The 25,549-nt window shown below is 52.0% G+C and carries 25 protein-coding genes; 17 read left to right on the top strand and 8 right to left on the bottom strand.

Annotation, left to right across the window (positions count from 1 at the left end):
• Positions 1-185 precede the first annotated feature (185 nt).
• From deoC to LKK83_RS23465, 4 genes are all read left to right on the top strand, one after another.
• Positions 186-878, top strand: coding sequence for a deoxyribose-phosphate aldolase (deoC, locus tag LKK83_RS23450; RefSeq protein WP_324633809.1), 693 nt, complete (start codon positions 186-188; stop codon positions 876-878).
• 118 nt (positions 879-996) lie between these two features.
• Complete coding sequence (gene recO, locus LKK83_RS23455; RefSeq protein ID WP_324633811.1) at positions 997-1,917, top strand: DNA repair protein RecO; 921 nt, start codon at positions 997-999, stop codon at positions 1,915-1,917.
• A gap of 35 nt (positions 1,918-1,952) precedes the next feature.
• Entirely contained in the window at positions 1,953-3,536 is a 1,584-nt protein-coding gene (locus LKK83_RS23460) for an MFS transporter (RefSeq protein ID WP_324633812.1), read from the top strand.
• Positions 3,537-3,682: 146 nt separating this feature from the next.
• The gene (locus tag LKK83_RS23465; RefSeq protein WP_324633813.1) at positions 3,683-4,891 is read left to right on the top strand and encodes a glycosyltransferase family 4 protein; all 1,209 of its coding nucleotides are present in this window, start codon (positions 3,683-3,685) and stop codon (positions 4,889-4,891) included.
• Positions 4,892-5,076: 185 nt separating this feature from the next.
• On the opposite strand, the gene LKK83_RS23470 is transcribed toward LKK83_RS23465, so the two are convergent.
• Positions 5,077-6,012, bottom strand: coding sequence for an isoaspartyl peptidase/L-asparaginase (locus tag LKK83_RS23470; protein WP_324633814.1), 936 nt, complete (start codon positions 6,010-6,012; stop codon positions 5,077-5,079).
• Positions 6,013-6,090: 78 nt separating this feature from the next.
• Positions 6,091-6,279, bottom strand: a complete 189-nt coding sequence (locus LKK83_RS23475) for a DUF2256 domain-containing protein (protein WP_442957360.1) — start codon at positions 6,277-6,279, stop codon at positions 6,091-6,093.
• A gap of 78 nt (positions 6,280-6,357) precedes the next feature.
• On the opposite strand from LKK83_RS23475, the gene LKK83_RS23480 reads away from it, so the two are divergent.
• Positions 6,358-7,143 carry an RNA methyltransferase gene (locus tag LKK83_RS23480; protein ID WP_324633816.1) on the top strand — a complete coding sequence of 262 codons (786 nt, stop codon included), beginning with the start codon at positions 6,358-6,360 and terminating at the stop codon, positions 7,141-7,143.
• 13 nt (positions 7,144-7,156) lie between these two features.
• Positions 7,157-7,354, top strand: coding sequence for a hypothetical protein (locus tag LKK83_RS23485; RefSeq protein ID WP_324633817.1), 198 nt, complete (start codon positions 7,157-7,159; stop codon positions 7,352-7,354).
• Between the two features lie 50 nt (positions 7,355-7,404).
• On the opposite strand, the gene LKK83_RS23490 is transcribed toward LKK83_RS23485, so the two are convergent.
• Entirely contained in the window at positions 7,405-8,022 is a 618-nt protein-coding gene (locus tag LKK83_RS23490) for a hypothetical protein (RefSeq protein ID WP_324633818.1), read from the bottom strand.
• Positions 8,023-8,086: 64 nt separating this feature from the next.
• Between LKK83_RS23490 and LKK83_RS23495 the strand changes: the two genes are divergently transcribed.
• Positions 8,087-9,079, top strand: coding sequence for a serine hydrolase (locus LKK83_RS23495; protein ID WP_324633820.1), 993 nt, complete (start codon positions 8,087-8,089; stop codon positions 9,077-9,079).
• A 41-nt stretch (positions 9,080-9,120) separates the two neighbouring features.
• Here LKK83_RS23495 and obgE read toward each other — a convergent pair whose 3' ends face one another.
• From obgE to LKK83_RS23510, 3 genes are all read right to left on the bottom strand, one after another.
• Positions 9,121-10,149, bottom strand: a complete 1,029-nt coding sequence (obgE, locus tag LKK83_RS23500) for a GTPase ObgE (RefSeq protein WP_324633821.1) — start codon at positions 10,147-10,149, stop codon at positions 9,121-9,123.
• 106 nt (positions 10,150-10,255) lie between these two features.
• Positions 10,256-10,972, bottom strand: a complete 717-nt coding sequence (locus LKK83_RS23505) for a Mo-dependent nitrogenase C-terminal domain-containing protein (protein ID WP_324633822.1) — start codon at positions 10,970-10,972, stop codon at positions 10,256-10,258.
• A gap of 215 nt (positions 10,973-11,187) precedes the next feature.
• Positions 11,188-11,487 carry a 30S ribosomal protein PSRP-3 gene (locus LKK83_RS23510; protein WP_324633823.1) on the bottom strand — a complete coding sequence of 100 codons (300 nt, stop codon included), beginning with the start codon at positions 11,485-11,487 and terminating at the stop codon, positions 11,188-11,190.
• A 236-nt stretch (positions 11,488-11,723) separates the two neighbouring features.
• Between LKK83_RS23510 and LKK83_RS23515 the strand changes: the two genes are divergently transcribed.
• Positions 11,724-12,521, top strand: a complete 798-nt coding sequence (locus LKK83_RS23515) for a TIGR01548 family HAD-type hydrolase (protein ID WP_324633851.1) — start codon at positions 11,724-11,726, stop codon at positions 12,519-12,521.
• A 67-nt stretch (positions 12,522-12,588) separates the two neighbouring features.
• Here the strand turns inward: LKK83_RS23515 and LKK83_RS23520 are convergent, their stop codons facing one another.
• A complete protein-coding gene (locus LKK83_RS23520; protein ID WP_442957361.1) occupies positions 12,589-13,443 on the bottom strand; it encodes a tetratricopeptide repeat protein in 855 nt (284 codons plus the stop codon).
• A 106-nt stretch (positions 13,444-13,549) separates the two neighbouring features.
• Positions 13,550-14,662: a Holliday junction branch migration DNA helicase RuvB gene (gene ruvB, locus LKK83_RS23525; protein WP_324633824.1), complete on the bottom strand. Its 1,113-nt coding sequence runs from the start codon at positions 14,660-14,662 to the stop codon at positions 13,550-13,552.
• Between ruvB and LKK83_RS23530 the strand changes: the two genes are divergently transcribed.
• The 9 genes from LKK83_RS23530 to LKK83_RS23570 all read left to right on the top strand — a co-directional run bounded on the left by LKK83_RS23530 (position 14,661) and on the right by LKK83_RS23570 (position 25,451).
• Positions 14,661-14,804: a hypothetical protein gene (locus LKK83_RS23530; protein ID WP_324633825.1), complete on the top strand. Its 144-nt coding sequence runs from the start codon at positions 14,661-14,663 to the stop codon at positions 14,802-14,804. The two genes, ruvB and LKK83_RS23530, sit on opposite strands and share 2 nt — an antisense overlap.
• Before the next feature lie 50 nt (positions 14,805-14,854).
• Positions 14,855-15,421, top strand: a complete 567-nt coding sequence (locus tag LKK83_RS23535; protein ID WP_324633826.1) for a hypothetical protein — start codon at positions 14,855-14,857, stop codon at positions 15,419-15,421.
• A 284-nt stretch (positions 15,422-15,705) separates the two neighbouring features.
• A complete protein-coding gene (locus LKK83_RS23540; protein ID WP_324633853.1) occupies positions 15,706-16,506 on the top strand; it encodes an ABC transporter permease in 801 nt (266 codons plus the stop codon).
• A gap of 57 nt (positions 16,507-16,563) precedes the next feature.
• Positions 16,564-17,970 (top strand): ABC transporter ATP-binding protein, encoded by a 1,407-nt coding sequence (locus tag LKK83_RS23545; RefSeq protein WP_324633827.1) that lies wholly within the window; start codon positions 16,564-16,566, stop codon positions 17,968-17,970.
• 48 nt (positions 17,971-18,018) lie between these two features.
• Entirely contained in the window at positions 18,019-19,122 is a 1,104-nt protein-coding gene (locus tag LKK83_RS23550; RefSeq protein WP_324633828.1) for a sulfotransferase family protein, read from the top strand.
• Positions 19,123-19,138: 16 nt separating this feature from the next.
• A complete protein-coding gene (locus LKK83_RS23555) occupies positions 19,139-20,530 on the top strand; it encodes a glycosyltransferase family 2 protein (RefSeq protein WP_324633829.1) in 1,392 nt (463 codons plus the stop codon).
• A gap of 102 nt (positions 20,531-20,632) precedes the next feature.
• Positions 20,633-22,510 (top strand): glycosyltransferase family 2 protein, encoded by a 1,878-nt coding sequence (locus LKK83_RS23560; protein ID WP_324633830.1) that lies wholly within the window; start codon positions 20,633-20,635, stop codon positions 22,508-22,510.
• Positions 22,511-22,520: 10 nt separating this feature from the next.
• Positions 22,521-23,294: a methyltransferase domain-containing protein gene (locus LKK83_RS23565; RefSeq protein ID WP_324633831.1), complete on the top strand. Its 774-nt coding sequence runs from the start codon at positions 22,521-22,523 to the stop codon at positions 23,292-23,294.
• Positions 23,295-23,567: 273 nt separating this feature from the next.
• Entirely contained in the window at positions 23,568-25,451 is a 1,884-nt protein-coding gene (locus tag LKK83_RS23570) for a GtrA family protein (protein WP_324633832.1), read from the top strand.
• Positions 25,452-25,549: the final 98 nt, after the last annotated feature.

Consider the following 25,549-nt stretch of genomic DNA (forward strand, 5'->3'; position numbering starts at 1 on the left):
GGATGTCAGGGATTCTCGGTTCTGATTTTCAGCCGACTCTAGGGAAGCTGGTTCCATCCTCCGCAAGACATGCGCCCTGTATGGTTCCCAATGCCTGCCCCAGAGCGGTTTAAACTTGTGGTAAAGGCTACAATTTCATAAAATATTGATAAAAGTTTCCACATCAAGAATAGGGAGAACACAGAATGGCTGTTGCCCAGCCAGATATCGATCTTGCATCCTTTATCGACCACGCCTTGCTCGTACCCACCGCCACCCCAGAACAGGTAGCGCTGTGTTGCGAACAAGCCGATCGCTTTCATTTTGCCTCAGTGTGCATCTCGCCGGTGTATGTCCGCCAAGCGGCAAATCTGCTCCAGGGAAAGCAACCGAAAGTTTGCACCGTGATTGGATTTCCCACGGGAGCCACCACCCCGGAGGCGAAGCTTTACGAAGCAGCAGAAGCGGTAGAAAATGGAGCCACGGAACTGGATGTGGTCATTAACCTCGGCGGATTGAAAGCCGGTAATAGCAATCAAGTGCATCGGGAAATCGCCGAAATCTGCGAACAAACCGGCCAACTGGTGAAAGCGATTATCGAGACCAACTTGTTAACCGACGCCGAAAAACAACTCGCGGCAGAGATTTGTATGGATGCGGGGGTCGCCTATCTCAAAACCTGCACCGGCTTTTATGGAGGAGCCAAAGTTGCCGACGTGAAGCTGTTAAAAGAGATTGTGCGCGGCAGAATGGGGATTAAAGCATCCGGAGGGATTCGCAGTGCCGAACAAGCGATCGATTTAATCGTTGCGGGAGCCACCCGGTTGGGCACCTCTCGCGGTCCGGAGTTAGTAGGCTTGTCCCCCATCTGTGCAGGGGGAGAGCGTGAAGAAAGTTAACCGGGTGTAGGGTGGGCCAACGCCCATCCCAGCCGATACTCAGAAGGGTGAGGCCCGGATTGCCTCAGCCCGATCGCGGCTATCAGCACCCGTTTTCATAACCGATCGCCGAGCCACTATGAATCGAACCTATAAAGCCATTGGCATCAATCTGAAAAGCATTCCCTTCGGGGAAGCAGACCGACTGGTAACGATTTTGACCCGGGAATTTGGGTTAATTCAAGCCGTCGCACCGGGAGTTCGCAAGCCCAAATCGAAGCTAGGGGGGCGCAGCGGATTGTTTGTGGTGAACGAACTGCTCCTGAACAAAGGGCGATCGCTCGATCGCATCACCCAAGCCAATACCCTCGAATCTCATGCCGGTCTGAGTCGAGACCTGGGCAAACTAGCGGCTGCTCAGTATCTCGCAGAATTAGTCATTTGTCAAGCCCTCAGGGAGCAACCGCAAGACGAGCTATTTATCTTGCTCGGGGAGCATTTAAAGCGGATCGAGGGATGGAAGGCGATCGGCGATCGGCCCTCGGGATCGGGAATTTTGCCCCTTTTAACCCACGGTATCTATCATTTACTCGCCGTGGGGGGGATTGCGCCACAAGTCCATGCCTGCTGCATTACCAAACAACCCCTGCAACCCGATTTCACCTCCCAAACCTGGCGAGTCGGGTTTAGTGTGAGCGCCGGTGGCACCGTAAGTTTACCCCACAGCGATCGCCTCACCCCAGCAGCCAAGGGCAAAAACTTACCCCAGATAGAAGCGCGTCAGCTCGCGATCGACCGACAATTAAATGCAGTGGAGTTAGAGATCCTCCAACAATTGAGCGCCCCCGAACTGCCCCAACAAGGAACCAGCAGTCATTTTCCCAGCCAACTGAGAGACCAGCGGCCATCTCTTGATAAAGTGTGGATATCCGTGGAACGGTTATTGCGTCACTATGCCCAGTATCACTATGGCCGCTCGATTCGTTCCGCCCAGCTCATCGAGACTTATATGAATGCATCAGCGATGAGTCCCTACGAAACGCGAACGCCCACGTTGTAACCGTTCGCATTCAGCCGATTTTACCAAACAGCATAATGCCATTATCCGAGAGTCATTTAGAAACCCACCTTGACAATGCGAATTCCAGCCGAAAGCGTCGCACCCTATCTGCAAACCCGAGGCCAAATCCCAGCGGAATCCGACGAGCGATTTGCGATGGCGCGCAAGTCCCCCTAGAAACTACAGCAGAAGCGGGGGAAACCGCAACTCCTGCCAGTATCAGGGCAACCCCAGAAGACAAGAACCCCACCGCCGCCCACAACGGCAACGGTGCCCACCCCACCGGGGAAACCCCCCAGCCCCCGGAGGAGCCAAAACCGGAGCGGGGGTTTATACCCGTCTTGAAAAACCGCAACTTCCTCGCCTTATGGAGCGGTCAAGTCTTCTCCCAGTTAGCCGATAAAGTGTACTTGGTGCTGATGATTGCCATCATTGCCAGTCGCTTTCAGGCAGAAGGGCAGACCATCAGCGGCTGGGTCTCCGGGATTATGGTCGCCTTTACCATTCCCGCCGTGTTGTTGGGGTCCTTAGCGGGAGCGCTGACCGATCGCTGGTCGAAAAAGGGCGTCCTGGTGGCCACCAATCTGCTGCGCGGGGCCTTCGTCTTAGTCCTGCCCCTGCTGCTGTTTGCCGCCGAGGGATTGAAGCTCGGACCGTTGCCCTTAGGTTTCGAGCTGATGCTGGTGATTACCCTCTTGGTGTCTACCCTGACCCAGTTTTTCGCCCCAGCAGAACAAGCGGCGATCCCCTTGATTGTAGAGCGACGGCTGTTGCTACCGGCTAACTCCCTTTATACCACCACCATGATGGCCTCGGTGATTATTGGATTTGCTGTAGGAGAGCCACTGCTTGCCTTAGCAGATACCGCCTTCGACCGACTGGGCAGCGGGATCGGCTACGGAAAAGAACTGATTGTCGGCGGCAGCTATTGCCTCGCCGGATTGCTCCTGTTATTGATGAGAACCCACGAAACTCCAGACCCAGACCGGGAATATCCCCATGTGTTTGAAGATATTCGCGAAGGTCTGCGCTACCTGGGCCAACACCGCCGAGTTCGCAGCGCTTTAATTCAGCTAGTGATTTTATTCTCGATTTTTGCCGCTTTGGCAGTATTGGCGGTGCGTCTGGCAGAGGTGATTCCGACCATTACTACGGATCAATTTGGCTTCTTGCTGGCGGCGGCGGGAGTCGGCATGGGCGCAGGGGCGGCAATCCTGGGTCATTTCGGTCACGGCGTTCCCCATCGGCAATTGAGTATTGTGGGATCTATTGGGATGTCCGCCTCTCTGGCGATTCTCTCCGCCTTTACCGAACAACTGTGGGTCGCCTTGGTGGTGATTACCCTATTGGGTCTGTTTGCGGCAATGGTGGGGGTACCGATGCAAACCACCATCCAAGCCGAAACGCCAGAAGAAATGCGCGGTAAGGTGTTTGGGCTGCAAAATAATGCGATTAATATTGCGTTGAGTTTGCCGTTGGCATTGGCTGGGGTGGCGGAAGCATTTTTTGGCTTGCGGGTGGTAATTTTAAGCTTGGCGGCGATCGCGGTAGCAGGCGGGGTCTTAAGCTGGTATATTTCCCGTACAGAACCACCTAAATTAACGAAAGTGCCGAAATAAGGTGGTTCGCGATCGGCACTAAGCGTTTAGTAATTGGCTCAATCGGCTGGGATGAGTGGCGAGTTGGTTTCGCGCTCATCGCGCTTGCGCCTTGATTGCGCGATCGGCTTTCTGTTAATCCCAAACCTATTACCCCCAACACCCGAATGCACATCGCTTGGCTTGGAAAAAAAACTCCCTTTTGCGGAAATGTTACTTACTCTCGCGAGGTTACGAATGCACTGTTAGACCGAGGGCATCAGGTCAGCTTTTTTCATTTTGCTCAAGAAGCGACCCAAGAAACGCAAACGTTGGTTTCTAAGTGGGAGCCACATTCTCCCCTCAATGGTGGGAATGGCTGGTCGATTGGCGGCTGCGAAGTGTCTTTGCCTTGTCTTTATAAGTCTACGATTTACACGATTCCGACGTTGAAATCGCGCAAGGTTTTGACTCAGGCGTTGCGAGAGTTGCAGCCAGATTTGGTTCATGCATCTTTGACCCTCTCGCCGTTGGATTTCGTGCTGCCCGAGATTTGCGAAGAGTTGGATTTGCCCTTGGTGGCGACGTTTCATCCGCCGTTTGCTTACGCAACAGCGCGGCGATCGGGTCGCCAACACCTGCAACATCTTACCTATCAACTGTACGCCCCTTTTCTGCTTCACTATGACAAGACGATCGTGTTTTCTCAGATGCAGCGGGAGGTGTTGGGGAAACTGGGGGTCCCGCCGGGGAAAGTGGCGGTGATTCCTAATGGGGTGGACGTGCAGAAGTATTCGCCGGGGTATTCTCAGGTGAAGTACGAGTTAAAGGCACAGCGGTTGTTTGTCTATCAAGGTCGCATCGCAATGGAAAAAAATGTGGAAGCTTTGCTCAAAGCGTGGAAGCAGTGTGACCTGGGTGCGGATTGCAAGTTGGCAATTGTCGGTGACGGTCCGTTGGCTCCTTCTTTGCAGGTGTATGCGGGTTCGGAAGATAATGTTTTGTGGTTGGGATATGTGGCGAATGAGCAACAGCGGATCGAAATTCTGCGCGGCGCTGATGTGTTTATTTTGCCTTCTTTGGTGGAGGGATTGTCTCTGTCTCTTTTAGAGGCAATGGCCTGTGGGTTGGCTTGCATTGCTACAGATGTAGGTGCGGATGGTGAGGTGCTATCGAATGGGGCGGGGGTGGTGTTGAATTCTCAAGGGGTAACGACGCAGTTGAAGACTCTGTTGCCCCTGTTTCGAGACCAACCGGAGTTGATCCCAGTGCTGGGACAAAAGGCGCGTCAGCGGGTTCTCGATCGCTATACCCTGAGCGGCAATATCACTCAGTTAGAGAACTTGTATGCAGAAATATTAAAAGCGCGATTGGGGCAAGTGAGTCGGTGGAGATAGAGGCGATCGCAATGGGTTAACATATAACTGAGTGGTTTGGAACTCTTGTCAGGCGATTTGCTACCCTAATAAAATGCTACGATTGTTACCCTAGGGGATAACATTGTTTGCCGAGGGCACTTGCGCGGTTGCCCCTCCATACCCCCGCGAGTTGCAGGGGTATGGAAGGGTAGAGTAAAGGAGTGCTATGCCGTCGCCACACCCGGTGCGGTTTGCCACTCCAAGGTATCGCCAATGGTTTCGCCGTTGTGATAGGCGGCGAGAATTACCTCACAGGTTTTGCCCCAAGCGATCGCGCCAGTGGCATCGATGCCGATCGCCCCCAAATCGCGCTGATTGCGCTCCGACTCGGCAAAGGAGCGCTCGAATGCCGTGGCTAACGATAACCCATCGGTGACTCGCACAACGATCCGCGCCGCCAAACATTCATCGATAATATCTTCCCCAATACCAGTACAGCTAATTCCCGCCTTAGCATTGGCGTAATTTCCCGCAGGCATTGCCGAATCGCTCACCCGCCCGATGCGCTCGAACCCCTTGCCCCCGGTAGAGGTCCCCGCCGCAATCGCCCCGGTGGAATCCAGTGCCACCACGCCAATCGTACCACTACCGGCAGGTTCTGCCACCACATCCGCCATCGTGCGCGAAAAATTCTCCTTGCGCTCATCCATCCACTCCTGCAAGCGCTTGTCCGTGAGCGGATTGTAAATTGGTAACTGCAATTCGCGCAACAATTCCGCCGCACCATAGTCCGACAGCACGCGATCGCGACAGCTTTGCAAGAATTTGGCTAGATTAATGGGATTTTTCACCCGAGACACATTGATTGCGCCGCTAAATTTTTGCGCGGTGCCATCCATTAACGAAGCACTCATCCGGATTTGCCCATCGGATTGCAGCACCGAACCGGTGCCGGCATTAAAACGCGGATCGTCCTCGAGGAGCTGGCACCCGCGCACCACCGCCTCACTCGCCGAAGCTCCTTCCTGCAAGAGGGCGTAAACTTCCTCAATAATTTTGTGCAGGGATTGGCGCAGCGCCACCAAACCGCCTTTCCCTTTCAAAGAACTCCCGGCTCCACCGTGGATAATTAGCTTGGGTTGTACCTGCCCGGTTGACATCAATTAAACCTCGCGCCTGCTGTCGTTTGCTTCGCAACCTTTCATCTTAGCACGAAGGAAGCGTTTTACAACCCCTATTTACCCCAGGTTTCTTCGCCGCCGACAGCGTTGCGAGCAATATTTCACCTCATCCCAACAGGTGGCCCATTTTTTGCGCCAAGTAAAGGGACGCTGACAAACCGGGCATACTTTCGTGGGAAGATTAGATTTAGAGCGATCGCGTCCCATGTTAATTTCCGTGCAGGATTTATCTTTAATGTTACGCAAAACGCGATGGAGGGAGAAAAGACAAGCAGAGAATCTTTTCACCGAATACAATTAAATCGCCGATGGGGTCAAGGTAGGATGAACCAGACAGCACTCAAACAAATTCGCATTGTACTCGTCGAACCGGCAGGGCCATTGAACGTGGGCGCGATCGCCCGGGTGATGAAAAACATGGGGTTGTCTCAGTTAGCGATCGTCAATCCCCAGTGCGACATTATGGCAGATGACGCCAAAAAAATGGCAGTTCATGCCCGAGAGATTTTAGAAACGGCGAGCATCGAAGCCGATTTACCCGCCGCCCTACAAGGATGCTTGCGCGCGATCGCCACCACCGGCAGAACCCGATCCTTGCCCACCAACTTTGAAACGCCGCGCCATGCCTTACCCTGGTTGCTCGAAGCCCCCTCCGCCCTCATTTTCGGGCGGGAAGACCGAGGATTGAGTAACGAGGAATTAAAATACGCCCAGAGATTCGTCCGCATTCCCTCCTGCGAGGAATATTCCTCCTTAAACTTAGCCCAAGCGGTAGCCGTTTGCTGTGCCGAACTGTATCAGAGTGCCATTGGCCCCGCCGTGGCGTCCCCAGAAGCGAGCGATCGCGCCGTTTCCGCAGAAACCGCCGTCCATCCCCCCGCCAGCCAAATCAGGGACAGCGCTTCTCTAGACGAGAGCGAGGGATATTACCAACACTTAGAAAAATTGTTATTAGAAATTGGGTATCTTTATCCCCATACCGCCGCCAGTCGGATGGAAAAATTCCGGCGCTTGTATAACCGCGCCCAGTTATCGAGCCAAGAAGTGGCAATGCTGCGCGGAATTTTGCGTCAAATCGAGTGGGCATTATCCCATCAAATTCGGAGTTAGTGATACGCTATTGATGCGTCCGATGATTTGTCCCCCGATGCTGCCGAAAAATTGCTGTGATGGTCAGGCATTTGGATTTTTCACCAGCATCCGGAAGGCATCCCGATGGCGATCGCGCCTGAGAAAGGGCGCAGGAAGTAAAAATTCCCAGGCGCAATATTCTGGCCATTGGCAAGCCGGAAGAATCGTAAATGATGCCTATGGTGGATAACCAGTGGTGTAGCCTACAACGCAATCAGTTAAAGAGGAGTGAGCAGTGGCTCAAAGGTTTCCAATTCGGTCATTTTTGTCGGTGGTGCCCTCAAAGTCCGGCCCGGGGGAACCCCCGAGAAAGCGGCAAAAACCCAAGGGTGCGGACAAGCGCAGAGGCAAAGCACGCCCAAACTTGAGAACTGCCCCCGGATCGGAGGAGCGATCGCCCGCCCGACGCCCGAGTAAGCGTATCGGTTCACCGCCGCGATCGGCACCGAATCGGGGATCGGTGCGGTCCAGACCCAGGGAAAACCGAGAAAACACCGGCAGACAAGGGGATGCCGAGACCAGACCCCAACCCACCTTGCTAGAGTTTAGCCAATCGCCGCCGCGATCGCCGCAATCCCCTCTTCCCAAAAATCCACCCATGTCCGGAATGGGCCGGTCCTCGGCATCTGCGCCCACCCCGCGCACCCCTAATCCGATCGATTTAATGTACCAACGGCACCGAGGAAGGATATCCGGCGATCCCCCGCCACCTCCACCGCCCACCTCCATGCCGATCGCACCGATGGGGGGCGAGAGTGCATCGACCCGCGCAATCCCAGCCGCGCGATCGCGTCGGCGATCGGCCAAACCCGCATCCGCCAAAACCTCGGGCAGTACCGCCGCATCCTCCAAACGCACCCCCAGACCAAGGAAAAGAAGCAAACCGCAATCGAACCGACAGGGCAAAAAAACCGCCCCCTTGGTGTATGGGGCGAGGTTGCTGATCCTGGGTGTGGGGTTAGGGGTACTCGCCGGTACCTTTTTCTCCGTGTGGAATCCCGCCAAAAACTTCACGGCGGATGCGTCGCGAATGGACAGCGAATCGGTAGAACAGCCCGACACTGCCGCGATCGCCCCAACGGGAGGATTGAGACCCGGCTTGCACCTCAGTTCCGAAATGAGCGCCTTAAAATCGCAAATCGAAACCTTAGTCGCAGAACAATCGGACCTGACCCCGGGAGTATTTGTGGTGGACTTGGATAGCAGCGCCTATTTGGATATCAACGGCACCATGCGGTTTTCGGCGGCGAGTACGATTAAGACGCCGATTTTGATTGCATTTTTCCAAGATATCGATGCCGGGAAAATTAGCCTCGACGAAACCCTGACGATGAAAGCGGAACATGTGGCTTCTGGATCTGGGGATATGCAGTACAGCGAACCGGGGACGCAGTACAGCGCCCTGGAAACGGCAATTAAAATGATTGCGATTAGTGACAATACCGCCACGAATATGCTCATCGAACGCCTGGGCGGTGCCGCTGCACTCAATCGGCGGTTTTTGTCCTGGGGGCTAACCGCCACCCAAATTTCCAATCCCCTCCCGGATCTGGAGGGTACCAATACCACCAGTCCGCGAGATTTGGTGCAGTTGATGGCAATGGTGGAGAAAGGAAAATTGGTGTCCCTGCGGAGTCGCGATCGCTTGTTGGGGATTATGGAATCCACGGTGAATGACGCTTTACTGCCCCAAGGACTCGATGCAGAAGCCACGATCGCCCACAAAACCGGCGATATTGGGTCCACGATCGCCGATGCGGGGTTAGTGGATATGCCCAATGGCAAGCGCTATTTAATCGCTATGTTGGTGCAGCGCCCCCACAATGACCCGAATGCAGAAGAGTTAATTCGGCAAGTGTCTGGGAAGGTGTATCAATCGTTAAGCGCAGAAGCGGTTTCCTCTCAGTTGCCTTAAGATCGAAACGCCGGGGACTTAAACTCCCCGGCGGCTGTTGCTCAAACTCCCACCCGATCGCCTTCCGGTTGTGCCATGCGATCGAGGGTTTTCCACACTTCTTGCATTAACCCATCGAGACCTTCTCCGGTGACGGCGGAAATGCGAAACAGGGGGGCGGGATTAAGCTGGTTTAAGTGAGAGGCGAGAGCTTCCACTTCAGCCGGGGAGCGATCGCAGGCATCCATTTTATTAAACGCGAGAATTTGCGGTCGTTGCGCCAAACCGCGTCCATACGCCTCCAACTCCTCCTGAATCATCTGATAATCCGAAATTGGGTCTGGGGCGGTGATGTCGATTAAGTGCAGCAGCACTCTAGTGCGCTCGATATGGCGTAAAAACTCGTGACCGAGACCCGCGCCGTGATGAGCGCCCTCGATCAACCCCGGAATATCTGCAAACACCGTGCCATCCCCGGTGGGGTTTCTCACCACACCTAAGTTAGGAACTAAAGTGGTGAAGGGATAGTCCGCGATTTTGGGTCGGGCGGCGGACAATGCGGCAATTAGGGTAGATTTGCCGGCGTTGGGTTTGCCGAGAATGCCCACCTCAGCCAGCAGTTTGAGTTCCAAGCGCAAAACTCGCCGCTCCCCTTCCAATCCGGGTAAGGCGTACTCTGGAGCGCGGTTGCTGTTGCTGAGGAAGTGTTTGTTCCCCAAACCGCCTTTCCCGCCTTTCGCCACCACTAACGTTTGCTCGGGTGCGATCAGGTCGCCGATAACCTCCGCCGTGGTGGCGTCATAAACCACGGTCCCCACCGGCACCTCCAGGATGCGATCGCTGCCATTCGCGCCCGTGCGATTGTTCGGACCGCCCCGGAAGCCATGTTCCGCCCTTATCTTGCGGTTGTATTTAAAATCCAGTAAGGTTTGCAGGTGTTCCACCGCCTGGAAAATCACGGATCCCCCGCGACCGCCATTACCCCCCGCCGGACCTCCAGCGGGCACGTATTTTTCCCGCCGGAAAGCCACAATTCCGTCACCCCCCTTACCGCCTTCGACTTCAATTTCAGCGCGATCGATAAATTGCATAGTTGTGTTTTACCTGTTGCTAATAGATAATTTTAAGCCGAAAAGGCGGCTGGCTGCCCGGTGCGGATCCCGAACCGGAAACGGAGTGGGGGTAGGGGAATCGAGATTAACAATAGGGGGTGACATCTTCACCGCAATCATCCGCCAAATAAGATAAAGCCCGGAAGCGCAGACCCACCAATTGCTCGTAGAGCGGGTTGAGGTGACAAAGGGGCGGAACATGGACCACCTTATGACCGAACAATTTGATATCGCGCTCGAAGGGGCACTGCGGCGGAATCATTTTGCACAAAAATCGAGCCAGTCTCGGATCGTGGATATCGAGATCGTCGAGCCAATGGCGCACCGGCGAGAGAACATCGATCTGATGCTTGTGGGCTTGGTGAGGGTCGATCGCCGCTCCCTCTCCCGCCACCGCCACCGCCTGGGGATCCACGCCATCCCCCGGTTGACCATCCCAGAGGGTATGGCGCAGGGCGTCTAGCACGTCGATATTGAGTCCTAACGCATCGCAAAAGTCGTGGATCTTGTCCGCTTCCGAGGCCGAATATACCCCATCCGCCACCGCCACCATCACCGCAGTTCGCAAGAAATTCTCGCCGATGAGTTCATCGGTGCCTAAAACCTCAGCCAAGGCTTGCGGTTCGATTTGTTCTAGAGACCCTAGATCTAAGGAGGGCGCTAACTCTTCTTGGGTAAGTTCTGCAATTAAATCTTTTTCTTCTCGATCGAAGTGTCCATCAGCCCAAGCAATCGTCAGCAGACCTCTCAGCCACACAGAAATCTGGTCGCTTGTTAAGGGAGATTTAACAACACCAGTCATAAAAATTAAACCTATTGAGTGGATGTGCTCAACTTTATGGTAACGCTTGCATCCGGTCTCGTGGTTGTCACAGCAGGCACAAAATCGGCATCGAAAGACCGGGGAAAAGGAGGCGTTTCCCCTTTGGCTTGAGGTGACATGAAAAAGGCTAGAAAATTAGAAGAGCGGATATCCCGCGTGGGTATCCGCTAAAAGAAAGGCGAAGCGCAGTGGCGTTAGCTGCTACCGGTAAATGCCACTTCAGGAAATTTATCCTGAGCCTTAGACATGGGAAGCTTTCTGCCTTCTTCTTGCCAATAGTTAATGACTTCAGTGGCTTTGTTGAGCAACTCAATGCGCTCACTCTCGGAAATCCAATGCTTCGCTTCCATTTCATCCTTCAGTTGTTCCCAGGCATCGTTCCGAGGCCAGAAGAAGTATTGAGTCAAAGGGCTGGTGCCTTTGCCTACAACTTGGTCAACCGCGATCGCAACGTTATCCTCTAACCAGAGAACTTTTAAAATGAACTTTGACAATCACACCTCCAGAAATCAGTATGGACCGATTCTCATCTAAGTACAGCACTTTATTGTAACGCAGAACTGGCCCAGATTACCAGAGCAATGCAAAATAATTTCGACTTTGGGGTAAATTGGGAGGGAGCGAGTCAGGAGCGGCGATCGCAGTGCCAGCCGTTCTCGGGATTGCCCCACAGGCTTTACCCCCTCGCGGACGGACAATTGTAGCCGAAGTGGCACGGGATGCAAAGAACATGGTCAAAACAGCCAAGGCGATCGCGGTGTTTGATATTGATGGAGTCGTGCGGGATGTGAGTGGATCCTACCGCAGGGCGATCGCCGATACCGTAGAGCAGTTTAGCGATCGCGCCTATCGACCCTCATCTGCAGACATCGACGCCCTGAAATCCGAAGGCATCTGGAACAACGACTGGGAAGCCTCGCGAGAATTAGTGTATCGCTACTTCGAGACCCAGGGCAAACCGCGATCGCAACTCAACCTCGACTACGATCGCCTCGTCGCCTTTTTTCAATCGCGCTATCGCGGCCCAGACCCCAATACCATGACTGGCTACATTTGTCAAGAGCCATTACTCATGCAACCCGCCTATCTGGAAAATTTAACCCGCGCCGGGATACCCTGGGGCTTTTTCAGTGGTGCCATGCGCGCCGAAGCCGCCTATGTCCTAGAAGGGGGATTGGGCATCCGCGAACCGGTGGTGGTGGCGATGGAAGATGCCCCCGGAAAACCCGACCCCACCGGCTTGCTCGCCACCGTGGCCCTGCTAGAAACCCGCAATGGGTGTCCCCCAGAAATCCCGGTGGTTTACATCGGCGATACCGTGGCGGATTTGTACACCGTGGAGAAAGCCAAACAACAGCAGCCCTCCCGCACCTGGATCGGCGTCGGCGTATTGCCCCCCCACGTGGGAGAAACCCCCGCCCGTCGCGACGCCTACAGCAACACCCTCAAACAAGCCGGCGCGGCTGTGGTTTTGGGCAACGTGCAAGAACTCACCCCTGCTTTAATTCAAGAATTGATAACGCCCTAGGGGGAATAGAGAATAGAGAATAGAGAATAGAGAATAGAGAATAGAGAATAGAGAATGAGAGATGATATCACTCGATGTTGAGAAAGCGATCCAAAGCGGAGACCATTGCGGGGGGCCAGCGGCGGACTTGCGCCACCCACTCGATATCTTTGTAGCGCGGATCCAGGCCAACCGCCGAAACCCAGTTACTTTCCGCTTCGCCGCGTCTTCCTTTCTCCCATAGTGCCGCCGTCAGCGCCGCCCGGACATCGGCAAACTTGGGATATTTTCGCAATAAAGAACGCATGGTGCGAATCGAGGCATCGGTTTCGCCCAGTTGATACAGAGCCAGGGCGTAGTTCGCGCGAGCAAACGAATATTGCGGGGCGAGTTCGGTTGCTTTTTGGTAGTCAGCGAGGGCAGCTTCCCATTGTTGCAAGCCAGCTTTAGCATTGCCTCGGTTGTTATAGGCGGCGGCATCCTCCGGGTCGATTTCCAAAACCTGGTTATAGTCGGCGATCGCCTCCTCCCAGCGTTCCAAGCGTTCCAGAGCCGTACCGCGATTGAGATAGGGATCCGGGGCATAGGGAGCCAATTCGATCGCTTTATTATAGTCGGCGATCGCCTCAGAAATCTTGTTTTGGCTGACTTTCACATTTCCCAGATTGCTCCAAATTGCCGGATTTTCTGGCAGTTTCTCAATCATTTCCGTCAAATACGCTTCTGCCTGGTCATAGGAGCCGGCATTGGTCGCACTGAAGGCACGGCGCGAGAGGTCCTCCAGGTGGGACAACTCCTCCGCCGTCAGCTCCTGGCCCGTTTTGGCAGCCGCCACGGCGTCAGCAGGAGCCACCGGTGCCAGCCACAGGGCGAGGCTGACAAAACAGAGGCACGCTACAGTCAGGAGTCTGCGAAAGGTCAACGGTTCAGAAGTTCTGTGCAATTGAAAATCGTCCTCAATCGGGGGTGAACGGTCATTCCCTGGGATAGGGTGTGGGAAAATCTATTTTAACGTGGATTGCGTAAGCCCCTGAAGGTTAATTCCTTGCTTAAAAGCGTAATGATAACTGTTCCGGCGGGGAAGAGTAACCCAAGTGCTGCCAAGCGGCGGTGGTGGCGACGCGACCGCGCGGGGTGCGATTCAAATAGCCAATTTGCAATAGATAAGGTTCGTAAACTTCTTCGATAGTTTGAGAATCTTCCCCCGTCGCGGCGGCGATCGTCTCCAAGCCCACCGGGCCGCCATTAAAATTTTCAATCATCACGCTGAGCAAACGGCGGTCGGTCCAATCCAAGCCGCAAGGATCCACGTTAAACAATTCTAGAGCATCCCTAGCCACCGCAGCGGTAATTTCGCCACATTCTTTCACTTGGGCATAGTCGCGCACCCGTTTGAGCAGTCGGTTAGCGATTCGGGGGGTTGCGCGAGACCGACGGGCAATTTCCGCCGCGCCATCGTCAGACACCTGAGTTTTCAGGATTTGCGCCGATCGCCGGACAATTTCGCACAGTTCCTCCACCTCGTAAAAGCGCAACCGTTGAATCAAACCAAAGCGATCGCGCAAGGGGGAACTCAGATGTCCGATGCGGGTGGTTGCGCCCACCAAGGTAAATCGCTGCAGGGGAATGCTGCGGGTGCGGGCACTAGATCCTTTGCCGATCGTAATATCAACCCGGTAATCCTCCATCGCCGGATAAAGAATCTCCTCCGTCATCCGACTCAGGCGATGGATTTCGTCAATGAACAAAACATCCCCCGGTTGCAGATTTACCAGCAACCCCACGATATCGCGCGGACGTTCCAACGCCGGGGCGGAAGTAATCTTGCACCCCACCTGCATCTCGGCGGCTAAAATCAGCGCCATCGTGGTTTTGCCCAGTCCCGGCGGCCCATAGAGCAATAAATGATCCAGGGCTTCCTGGCGGGATTGAGCCGCTTTAATCGCGATATCGAGCAGCTCTTTCAGGTCTTTTTGCCCGATGTAGTCCGCCAGTCGCTGCGGTCGGATGGAGTCTTCTTGTTGCGGGTCAAGTTGTTCTGCAGGGGTTTGGGAAGCCGCCAGTACCGAGGGTTCCGAGGTGCGATACGCGGCGCTTTTCTCCGCCGCTTTGCGCGATCGCTTCGGTTCCTCCGGCTGTTGGTGGGAGGAGATAATTGCCATGAGTCCCTATCTCGAAGTTGCGTTTCCTACAATCCTAGCCGCTTTTTCGGCGCAAAACATTGCTACAGTTTTGGGGGGTGGGGGGCGATCGCGGGTGCAGCGGGAATGGTGGGGAACCGGAGGTGGGGGGTCTCGGCGATAAACGGCGCAATATTGTACCATGTTTTAAATGCTGTTTGTGGGGGTTGAGTGATGAAAAACGCGATTGAGGTTCCGGAGGGAGTGAGTTTTCAAGAGGCGATCGCCCTGACCCAATCGTTTCTGTCGCAACTGGCATCCGGTCAGATTTCCCCGAAGGAGACAGAAGCGTTTGTGGCCACATTGGTGGGGAGCAAAGATGGAGTGCGGGGCTTTTTCGTGGCCTATCTCACCGACGATCGCCCGTTCGCCGACAATCCGACCCGCGAGGTAGTGCAGGGGTTGCGCTCAACTCCGGAAACCATCGGCGAGGTGTTGGTGAAAAATGTAGCCATGTCAGCGGCGATGGTGGTGCATCACCGCCGCGAGGACAACGAGGAAATGGCTAAACAATCCGAACGAGTGCGCGATCGCAGCATTGGGTTAATTCGCCATTTGAACTTGCCTCAGTTGCGAGAAATCGCCGTCTCCTTGCGAGACAGTACCCGGGGGGAAGGCGGGGAATACGAGACATTTCTCCAGCGCTGGGGCTACGATGGAGAACAACGTCAAGCAATGGCGATCGCCTTATCCGCCGCGATCGACGCGCCCCACAAATCGCCCTCGCCGGATTATGATTGATAAAACGTAAAGACAACTTTACTTTAAACCGCCGTTCATTCAGGGGATGCAATTCTACCATCGTGACCATCGGAACTTTACGGATAAATTACCCTTCACCGGGTCAAATAAGTGACCGCCTTGAAGGATTTTATTTCATTCAAGACGGAATATTCTAGCCGCAGAATTATTGTCTCTGCGGAATTTTATGTGTGTGTGTGTGTAGGTAGTGGACGAGGACGTGAAAATTGGTCAGATCCATAAAAGGAGCCTTTTGCAAGGCCAATCGAGTTCATGCAGCGGCGATGGACAACGAGCAATGGTTGGTCAAACTCAACCTGCTCAAAATATTAGTTCAAAGAGACTTAGAAGCGCGGTATAAAGGGTCGATTATCGGCAACTTATGGCCATTGCTCAATCAGCTTTCCCAACTGCTGATTTACACCTATGTGTTTTCGATTATTTTAAAAGTGAAGCTGCCCGCCAGCGGATTGCCGGAAAATAACTTTAGCTTTGGGCTGTGGCTGTTTGCCGGATTATTGCCGTGGATTGCCTTTACCAACGGATTTATCCAAGCGGCAAACTCCGTGGTGGGGCAGCCGAATTTAGTGAAAAAAGTGGTATTTCCCCTCACCTTGCTGCCCTTAGTGCCGGTACTTTCCTCCTTCATCGAGAGTACCTTTGGCTTGATGGCAGCGATCGTGTTATTGGCGATTTCTTCCGATACGTTACACCCCACCTTATTGCTGTTGCCATGCGTGTGGGTGACGCAGCTTTTGTTAACTGCCGGATTTGGGTATTTAGTGGCGGGATTTACCGTATTTTTGCGCGACATTCCCCAAACCCAGTCCGTGGTATTGAACTTGTGGTTTTATTTAACGCCGATTTGCTATCCGGCGACGGTGATTCCGGAACAGTGGCGAGAATGGGTGTTTTGGTGCAATCCTTTAGCCGCGATCGCCGAAGTTTACCGCGATTTGCTATTAGTCGGAGAACTGCGGCACCTAGGAGAATGGGCAGTTGCCACGGCCATTTCTGCGGTAATTTTCTCTCTCGGGATTTGGTCGTACCGCAAACTCCGTCCAGCCTTTGCTGACGTCATTTAATCCTGCTGCTCCCACACACCTTTGTCAATTCTTCGCCGTTTTTACAGCAGCAATCTAATGGGTGAAATTGCAATTTCGCTAAACAATGTCTCCAAATGCTTTAAGCGCTATCGTCATCCGGTCGATCGCTTAAAAGAAATTCTCCTCCCCGGAAAAGTCAGAGCCGATGAATTCTGGGCATTGAGCCACATCAACCTCGAGCTTCCCAAAGGCAAAACCCTGGGAATTGTCGGGCGCAACGGGTCTGGAAAAAGTACCCTGTTGCAAATCATTGTCGGCACCCTCGCCCCCACCGAAGGGCAAGTGAATGTCAAAGGCAGAATTTCCGCCTTGTTAGAACTCGGAAGTGGCTTTAATCCGGAATTTACCGGACGCCAAAACGTCTTTTTCAACGGTCAGTTACTCGGGTTAAGCCAAAGCGAAATCGAAGACAAATTCGATGAAATTGTCGCCTTTGCCGATATCGGCGATTTTCTCGACCAACCGGTGAAAACCTATTCTAGCGGGATGTTCGTGCGGTTAGCCTTTGCCGTGGCCACCAGCGTGGATCCCGATATTCTCGTGGTGGATGAAGCGCTTTCCGTGGGGGATGAAGCCTTCCAGCGCAAGTGTTTTGCCCGCATCGAAACCATTCAAGAACGCGGCGGCACCATCTTATTTGTTTCCCACGCCGCCGCAATGGTGGTGGAATTATGCGACTCGGCAATTTTAATGCACGATGGGGAATTACTCCTCTATCATACCCCGAAAACCGTGGTAGATAAATATCAAAAATTGATTTATGCTCCCCCAGGAAAAGTCGAGAAACTCTGCGAAAATATTCGTCAGCTCAATCGGGATAAAGGGCAAGAATCCGTGGCAACAGAACTGGCGAAACTGAGCGCCAATTCCAGCGTCCCCCCAGCAGCAAAATGGCCCGGCGTGGAACAAGCGGCTCGCGCTTTTTTCGATGAAGATTTGCAGCCGAAAAATACCATTCATTACGAATCGCGCGGCGCAGAAATTATCGACCCGCATATTCTTACCTTGGGGGATAAAAAAGTCAATTATTTGGTAGGACGACACGAATATGTCTATACCTACACGGTGGAGTTTTTCGAGTCTGCCACTCAAGTACGCTTTGGCATGTTAATCAAGACCATTAGCGGTTTAGACCTAGGCGGCGCATCCTATCCCTTTTCCGAAAAACCGATGCAGCGGGTTGAAGCGGGGAGGAAAGTGGTGGTTAAATTTAGGTTTAAATGTTTGCTAAATCCGGGCGTGTACTTTTTAAATGCCGGGGTTTCGGGTATTGTAAATGGAGATTTCACCTATATGGCCCGCTGTATCGACGTGGCCATGTTTAAAGTGCAACAGGAAGGCAACTTATCCGCTACTGGAACCGTAGACTTACTGGTAAAACCCAGTGTCGCCCTGGTGGAAAGCGAAGCTGACCCGAAACCGAAACAAATCGAGTTGATTTAAGGCGAAATCCCACCGTTAACCCCCATTCACTCACTGACAACGTCCACTATGTCCCTGCCTCTGATTGTAACCGGAATGCACCGTTCGGGAACTTCCCTAACGGCGTCATTGATTCAAGCGATTGGTGTTGATTTCGGGGAAAACCTCTTGCCCGGAGATTGTTTTAATGCGAAAGGTTACTTCGAGGATGTGGATTTTCTCGAATTTCAGCGATCGCGCTTGCAAGAAAGTTGTCCTCCCGGGGATCCAGGATGGCCCGACTGGGGGTGGACCGAAAGCGAAACCCTCGATCGCGATCGATTTAATTCCCATATCCACACCGCCAAAGCGATTGTTTCTCAACGCGATCGCGCCAGCATTTGGGGATGGAAAGACCCCCGCACCTCCCTGATGCTGGATTTTTGGCATCACTTGCTTCCCGAGGCGCGATATGTCTTCGTCTATCGTCTCCCGTGGGATGTGGTAGACTCTATCATCCGCCTGAATAGCACCATTTTCTCCCAACGCCCGGACTATGCTATCCGAAGTTGGGCGTACTACAATCGTCAGATTTTAGCCTTTTATCGCCAATATCCAGAACGCTGCCTTTTATTGAACGTAAATTCGGTTTTGCAACAGCCTAATCGACTGGTGGAACTGTTAAAAACAAAGCTGGGTTTACCCCTTTCCGAAAACGTTAATCCCGCGCACTTGCAAGAAATCTACGACCCGCATTTGTTTAAGCAGTTAGAGGACAATCATCCCTTAGTGCAGTTTTTGCAAAATCCCGCATTTCCCTATCTTTCTTTGCTCCAACAATTAGATAGCATCGCCGACATTCCGAGTCAATTCTCTGCATCGCCGCAGCCAAATTCCGCGCCACCCCTCGAACTGTTTCCCCTGATGCTGCATCATCGCGCCTTACAAGCTCACAGTCAGCTCGAAAGTCTCTCCCAATTGCAACAAGACAAACGCGCCCTACAAGCCCAAAACCAGCAGTTAACCGCAGAAATTAACAACATCAAAAGCTCGAAACTGGGGAAAGTGCAGCAAACCTGGGTCAAAATAAAAGGATGGCTGATTCGTCAGGGATTATCCCGCTTACTCGGTAAAACGACAGATGCGCGATCGCAGTTCGTACCGCCGACGGGCGATCGGGTGAATCTACGCTAAAACAGGAGAATTATAGATGTCTGAAGTGAAGGATGTGGCGGTATCAGTGGTTATCCCCTGTTACAATCAGGGGCAATTTATTTTAGAGGCGATCGCCAGCGTGGAAAGCTGTCAAGATGACTGCTACGAAATCGTTATCGTCAACGATGGTTCCACCGACCCCGCCACGGTGAAGGTTTTAACCTACTTAAAAGAAAAAGGGTATCGCGTCATCGACCAGAACAACCAAGGACTCGCCGCCGCGCGCAACCGGGGCATTAAAGAGGCAAAAGGTCGCTATATTTTGCCCCTAGATGCCGATAATAAAATTTCCCCCAATTACATCACCAAAGGCAGAGAAATTTTAGAGGAAATGCCAGAAGTGGGAGTGGTGTATGGCGATAGCGAATTGTTTGGCGAAAAAACGGGAGTTTTAGAAATTCCGGAATTTGACATCAATCGCATTCTGGCGGGGAATTATATTGACGCTTGTGCCCTGTTTCGCAAAACCGTTTGGGTGGATTGTGGCGGGTATGATTCCCACATTCCTCAGCAACTTGGCTATGAAGATTGGGATTTTTGGCTGGGGGCTGCCGCAAAAGGGTGGAGATTTTATCACATTCCCGAGGTATTATTTCACTATCGGTTTCGCTGGGACTCGATGGTAAGTGGTTGCAATCAACCGGAAAATCGCCAAGAATTATTTCGCTATATTTGCAGCAAACATATTGGGTTGTATGCCACGAATTTCGCCCATATTTTAGCGCAAAAAGAAAGCGAGCGATTGCAGGAGGAGAAAAACTGTCGAAAGCTGGAAAAGCAGCAGGAAAAACTCGAAATTGAATTAGAGATTGCCCGATCGCACCTGCGCGAAACCGAGGCGCAACTGCAGGCGCGGATAGCGCAAGTGGAAGACTGCGAGGTACAGATTGAGGAGTTAAAACAACCGCAAACGGAAGGGGAAGAGTATGAAGAGCAACTAGAAGAATCGCAACACCAAGTGCAACAGTTGCAAACCGAAATCGAGCAACTGCATTTGCAAATCGCGCAAAATCAAGCGGATTTGCAAGCGCAAGAAGCCAACGTTAAAGCCCGACTCGAAGACCAAGAACGGGAACATTTAGCCCAGCAAGACAATCGCGAACAAAATTTCCAGCAAACCTTACAGGAAACTTTACAAAAAACGCAGAACGAGTGGCAAACAAAACTGGAAGAACAAGCGCGATCGGCACAAAACCAACTGCAGGAAACCGGCGATCGCTTTGAGCGATCGATAGCTCAATTGCAAGCGCAACTCCAGCAGGCGAAAGCGGAACTCGACGCCGCCCACATGACCATCGCCGCCATGCACAGCAGTAAATTTTGGAAATTGCGGACGCAGTGGTTTAAGCTAAAAAAAGCCTTCGGATTGACGAAGGAACAAGTCTAACCCTGTGCCATAGTTTTCCACCGCGCGCGCCGCATTGCACCGCACCAACCCAATTAGTTAGCGTGACCCAAATTCCCAGCGACTTGATAGGTTAAACCGCGAATGCTAAACAATCCTCTGTCTCGCACTCGAGAGCAACTGTCTCGCATCCAACGCTTATCCAAGCGTTCTTACGAAATCGTCACCAACAAAGGCGTGCGGTATGCACTGTCTCGACTGTTCCGGAAACTGTATTTCAAGCTCGATGAAACCCCCTTACCCAGTCAAGGGGCACCGGAAGTGGTTCATCCCTTCCAGGAGTATCATTATTGGTTGAGTCAGAACTCTGCCAGATCGGTTGATTTGCGTCAAAAAAGAGCAACGGTGCCGATTTTTTCCCATAAACCGGTGATTAGCATATTGATGCCGGTTTATAACCCGCCGGAAGCCTATTTGCGAATAGCGATCGAGTCCGTTTTCGATAGCGTTTATCCCTACTGGGAATTATGCATTGCCGATGACGCTTCCACGGCGGAGTATGTCAAACCTTTGTTAAAAGAGTATGCCGAAAAAGATACGCGCGTGAAAGTGGTATTTCGCGAGCAAAACGGTCATATTTCTGCCGCATCGAATTCCGCTTTAGAATTGGCAACCGGAGAATTTGTGGCGTTGCTGGATCACGATGATTGCCTCAACGCCGATGCGTTGTATGAAATGGCGCTGATGCTGAATTTGCATCCCGATGCGGATATGATTTATTCCGATGAAGATAAAATTGACGAGAGCAATACCCTGAGGGATCCGTTTTTTAAGCCCGATTGGTGTCCCGACTCATTTCTCTCGCGGATGTACACCTGCCATTTGGGAATTTATCGGCGATCGCTCGTCAATGACATCGGCGGATTTCGCATCGGATATGAAGGGTCGCAAGACTACGATTTAGTGTTGCGACTCACGGAAAAAACCGATCGCATTTACCACATTCCCAAAGTATTGTATCACTGGCGCATCCACCCGCAATCCACCGCCAGCGAATTAGAAAGCAAAAACTACGCCACCGATGCAGCGTATCGCGCCCTTTGCGATGCCCTAGAACGACGCGGCGAACCGGGAAAAGTCACCCCCACGGAGGGCGGACATTGGATTATTCGCTACCAGATCCGCGACTATCGCCGGGTGACGGTGATTATTCCCACGAAAAATTTAGGTCGCATTCTCAATACCTGCCTGACTTCGATTTTTGAAAAAACCACCTATCCCAACTATGAAGTGTTGCTAATCGATAATGGGAGTACCGAACCGGAAACGTTAGAAATTATTGACAAGTGGAAAACGAAAGAACCCGATCGCTTTCGCTGCGAACGGTACGAGGTGCCGTTTAATTTCTCGAAAATTAATAACTATGCAGCGAGCAAAGCCAGCGGGGATTATCTGCTGTTTTTGAATAACGATACGGAAGTGGTTAATCCCGACTGGATGACCGCAATGGTGGAACAAGTGCAACGACCGGCGATCGGGGCCGTGGGCGGTTTATTGCTTTATCCCGACGATACGGTACAACATGCGGGGGTTGTGATTGGTTTGGGCGGGGTTGCCGGTCACAGTCACAAGCATTTTCCCGCCCATGTTCCGGGGTATTACTATCAGTTGAAAACCACAAACAATTATTCTGCCGTGACCGCCGCTTGTTTGATGTGTCGCCGCGAAGTGTTTGAAGAAGTGGGCGGATTGGAGGAAGAAAATCTGGCGATCGCGTTTAATGATGTGGATTTATGCCTGAAAATGGTGGCGAAAGGCTATCGCAATATTTACTTACCCCATGTGGTGTTATATCACTACGAATCGAAAAGTCGCGGATTTGAAGATACGCCGGAAAAAATTGCCCGATTTGCCAAAGAAATCGAGTACATGCGGGAGAAATGGAAGGAGATTATCGATCGCGACCCTTGTTATAGTCCTAATTTGACCAAAGACAGAGAGGACTATAGCATTAACATATAGGTAAACCGCCATGCTGAAAAACATGCTGAAAAAACTCAATCCCTTCCTTAACGGGAAGGTGATTCAAGCCAAACGGGCGATATGGTGTCAGGGTAGCATAGAATCGCGATCGCCATTGCACCAAACACTGGCCAACTGCTACATCAAGGGGAATGGCATCGAAATTGGGGCGTTGCATTCCCCTTTAGAAGTGCCGCCAGAGGTTACGGTGCGGTACCTGGATCGAATGACGGTGGAAGAATTGCGGCAGCAATATCCAGAATTGGAGCGAATGGATTTCGTTCCTGTGGATATCATTGAGGATGGTGAAACCCTGGTTTCAATTCCCGATGAATCGGTTGATTTTGTGATTGCCAGACACACTATCGAACACTATGAAAATCCCATCGGTAGCTTGAAAAGTTTATTGCGGGTTTTGAGAAAGGATGGAATTTTGTACTTAGCCGTTCCGGATAAACGTTACACCTTTGACCGCGATCGCCCAGTCACTTCGTTAGAACACATCATCCGCGATTACACCGATGGCCCAGAGTGGTCCAGATATTCTCATTTTGAGGAATACGTGCGCTTGGTGGATAAAGTCCCGGAACAAAACCTCTGCGGTCATGTGCAATCTTTAATGGATATGAATTATAGCATTCATTTTCACGTGTGGACGCCCACTGCTTTTTTAGAACTGCTGTTCTATTGTCGCCAACAACTAAACTTCCCTTTAGAAATCGAATTGTTTCAAAGAAATGACACAGAATTTATCGTGATTGTCAAAAAAACGGCCAAGGATTGAGGCCAATTATTTCGGGAACTCTCCGAGGACAAGCGAACTTTTTTCAGGGTTAAAGAATTGCTGTTTGGGTGAAAATACGGAGAAGTCTCAAATGTGAACCCCCCGGTGGCATTGCCTTGGGGGGTTCTGAGATGGGAATTTAATCCTATTTCGGTATGGGAAAATACAGATTCTTGTCACATTTGGGCTACAGGTGCGATCGCCCTTGTTAGAAACCCACGCAATAAGCTAAAGTAAATCAACTTTTGCAACGTCAAAATTCCTGGTGGTGTGATGGATCCAATTTATATTTTAGGCGGGGGTCCTGCAGGACTCGCCGCCGCCTATACCTTAAGCAAACTCGGTCAACCCGTGGTGGTTGTCGAACGAGATTCCCAAGTAGGAGGATTAGCAAAAAGCTTTGAACGAGAAGGGTTTATTCTCGACTTTGGCCCCCACCGCTTCTACACCAAACTCGCCCCGGTGCTCAAACTCTGGGATGAAGTGCTCGGGTCCGAACAAGTCACCGTCAATCGCCTCACCCGAATTTATTACGGCAATAAATATTTTAGCTATCCGCTCAAAGCGCGCGAAGTGCTGCTTACCCTAGGCATTGGAGAAAATCTGCGGATTCTTTTATCTTATCTGTGGGCGCGGATTTATCCCAACAAAAACCCGGAAAACTTTGCCGAATGGGTGACAGCAAAATTCGGACGGCGACTGTTTGAAATGTTCTTTCAAGGATATACGGAAAAACTCTGGGGAATTCCTTGCGAAGAGATTAGTGCCGATTGGGCGGCGCAGCGGATTAAAGGATTATCTCTCTCGAAAGCGATTCGCAATGCCATTTTAGGCAACGATGGCAAAGTCAAAAACATGATCGATCGCTTTCAGTACCCCAAGTATGGTTCCGGGCAGCTTTATGACAAAATCGCCGACCATCTACAGCAAAACAACCAAACCCTGCTGCTGAATACCGAAGTCACTCAAATTCATCACACCCAGGGCAAAGTTACCCAAATTACCTTAAAAAATCGCCAAACCGGAGAAAAAGAAACCGTCAACTGTGGCGGCGTGATTTCCTCTATTCCAATTACCGTTTTTCTCCAGCAACTTCAAAGTCCGCCCAGCGATCGCATCTTAAACCACGCCAAATCCCTGAAATTTCGCAACACCATTCTCGTTTACTTAATCGTCGAAAGCGGCAATTTATTTCCCGATAACTGGCTTTACATTCACGAACCGCGTGTAGACCTCGGACGAGTCACCAACTTTGCCAACTGGTCTTCCCACATGCTGCCAAACAGCCACCAAACCCCCTTATGCTGCGAATATTGGTGCAATTTCGACGAACCGCTTTGGCAACAAGATGAAGCGGAACTCCTGGAAAAAGCCGAACGAGAATTGCGAACCATTGGTCTGCTGCATAACGAGAAAGTCTCCGGCGGATTTGTGGTGCGACTTCCGCGCACCTATCCCATCTATGCGGGCAACTACAAAATCGCCCTCGCCGAAATTCAAGAGTATCTGCAGTCCTTTAAAAACTTGCAGCTAGTGGGTCGCTATGGTGCGTTTAAATACAACAACCAAGACCACAGTTTGTTGATGGGAATTTTAGCGGCAGAAAATGCAGTTACGCCCGGAAAACACGATTTGTGGTCGGTGAATAGCGATAGCGAATATGTAGAAGAAGCGAGTGCCGAGGCGAAAACCACCGCCGCCGAAATCACCGACGTCTCCCGTCGCCGCCAAGTGGTACAAGTGATGCAACAATTTGTCCGCTATCTGTTTACAGGTGGCGCAGCAACGGTGGTAGATGTGATGGTTTTTGCCATTTTAACGCAATCGGGGTTGTGGTACGTTTCGGCGTTGTGTATCAGTTATTTCCTCGGCTTAAGCGCGAATTTCTGGCTCTCCCGTCGCTTTGTATTTGGCATTTATTGGAAAAATTGGTTCGTGCAGTATGCGGTGTTTGCCACCGTGGCGCTCAACAGTCTTTTGGCTAACCTGGGTCTGCTACAATTGCTGATCGATGAGGTGGGTTTGGAAGCAACCACCGCAAGGCTGATTAGTGCCGCTTGCGTTGCCCTTCTCAGTTTTACGGGTCATAAGTTATACTCTTTCTCGGCACTCAAAGAGGCCGAATTTCAGCGCGAAAATGGCATCAACAATGGATAAAGTGAAGTGGGTAATGGGCGACACCGTTCCATTACCCTTTTCTTCAGGGTTCGGAGGGGGATTGTTTTGAGGAACCCATTCTGGTAATCTAGTCAGAT

This window comes from Phormidium sp. CCY1219, from assembly GCF_035615515.1.
In the GTDB taxonomy this organism is placed as follows: Bacteria; Cyanobacteriota; Cyanobacteriia; order Cyanobacteriales; family Laspinemataceae; genus CCY1219.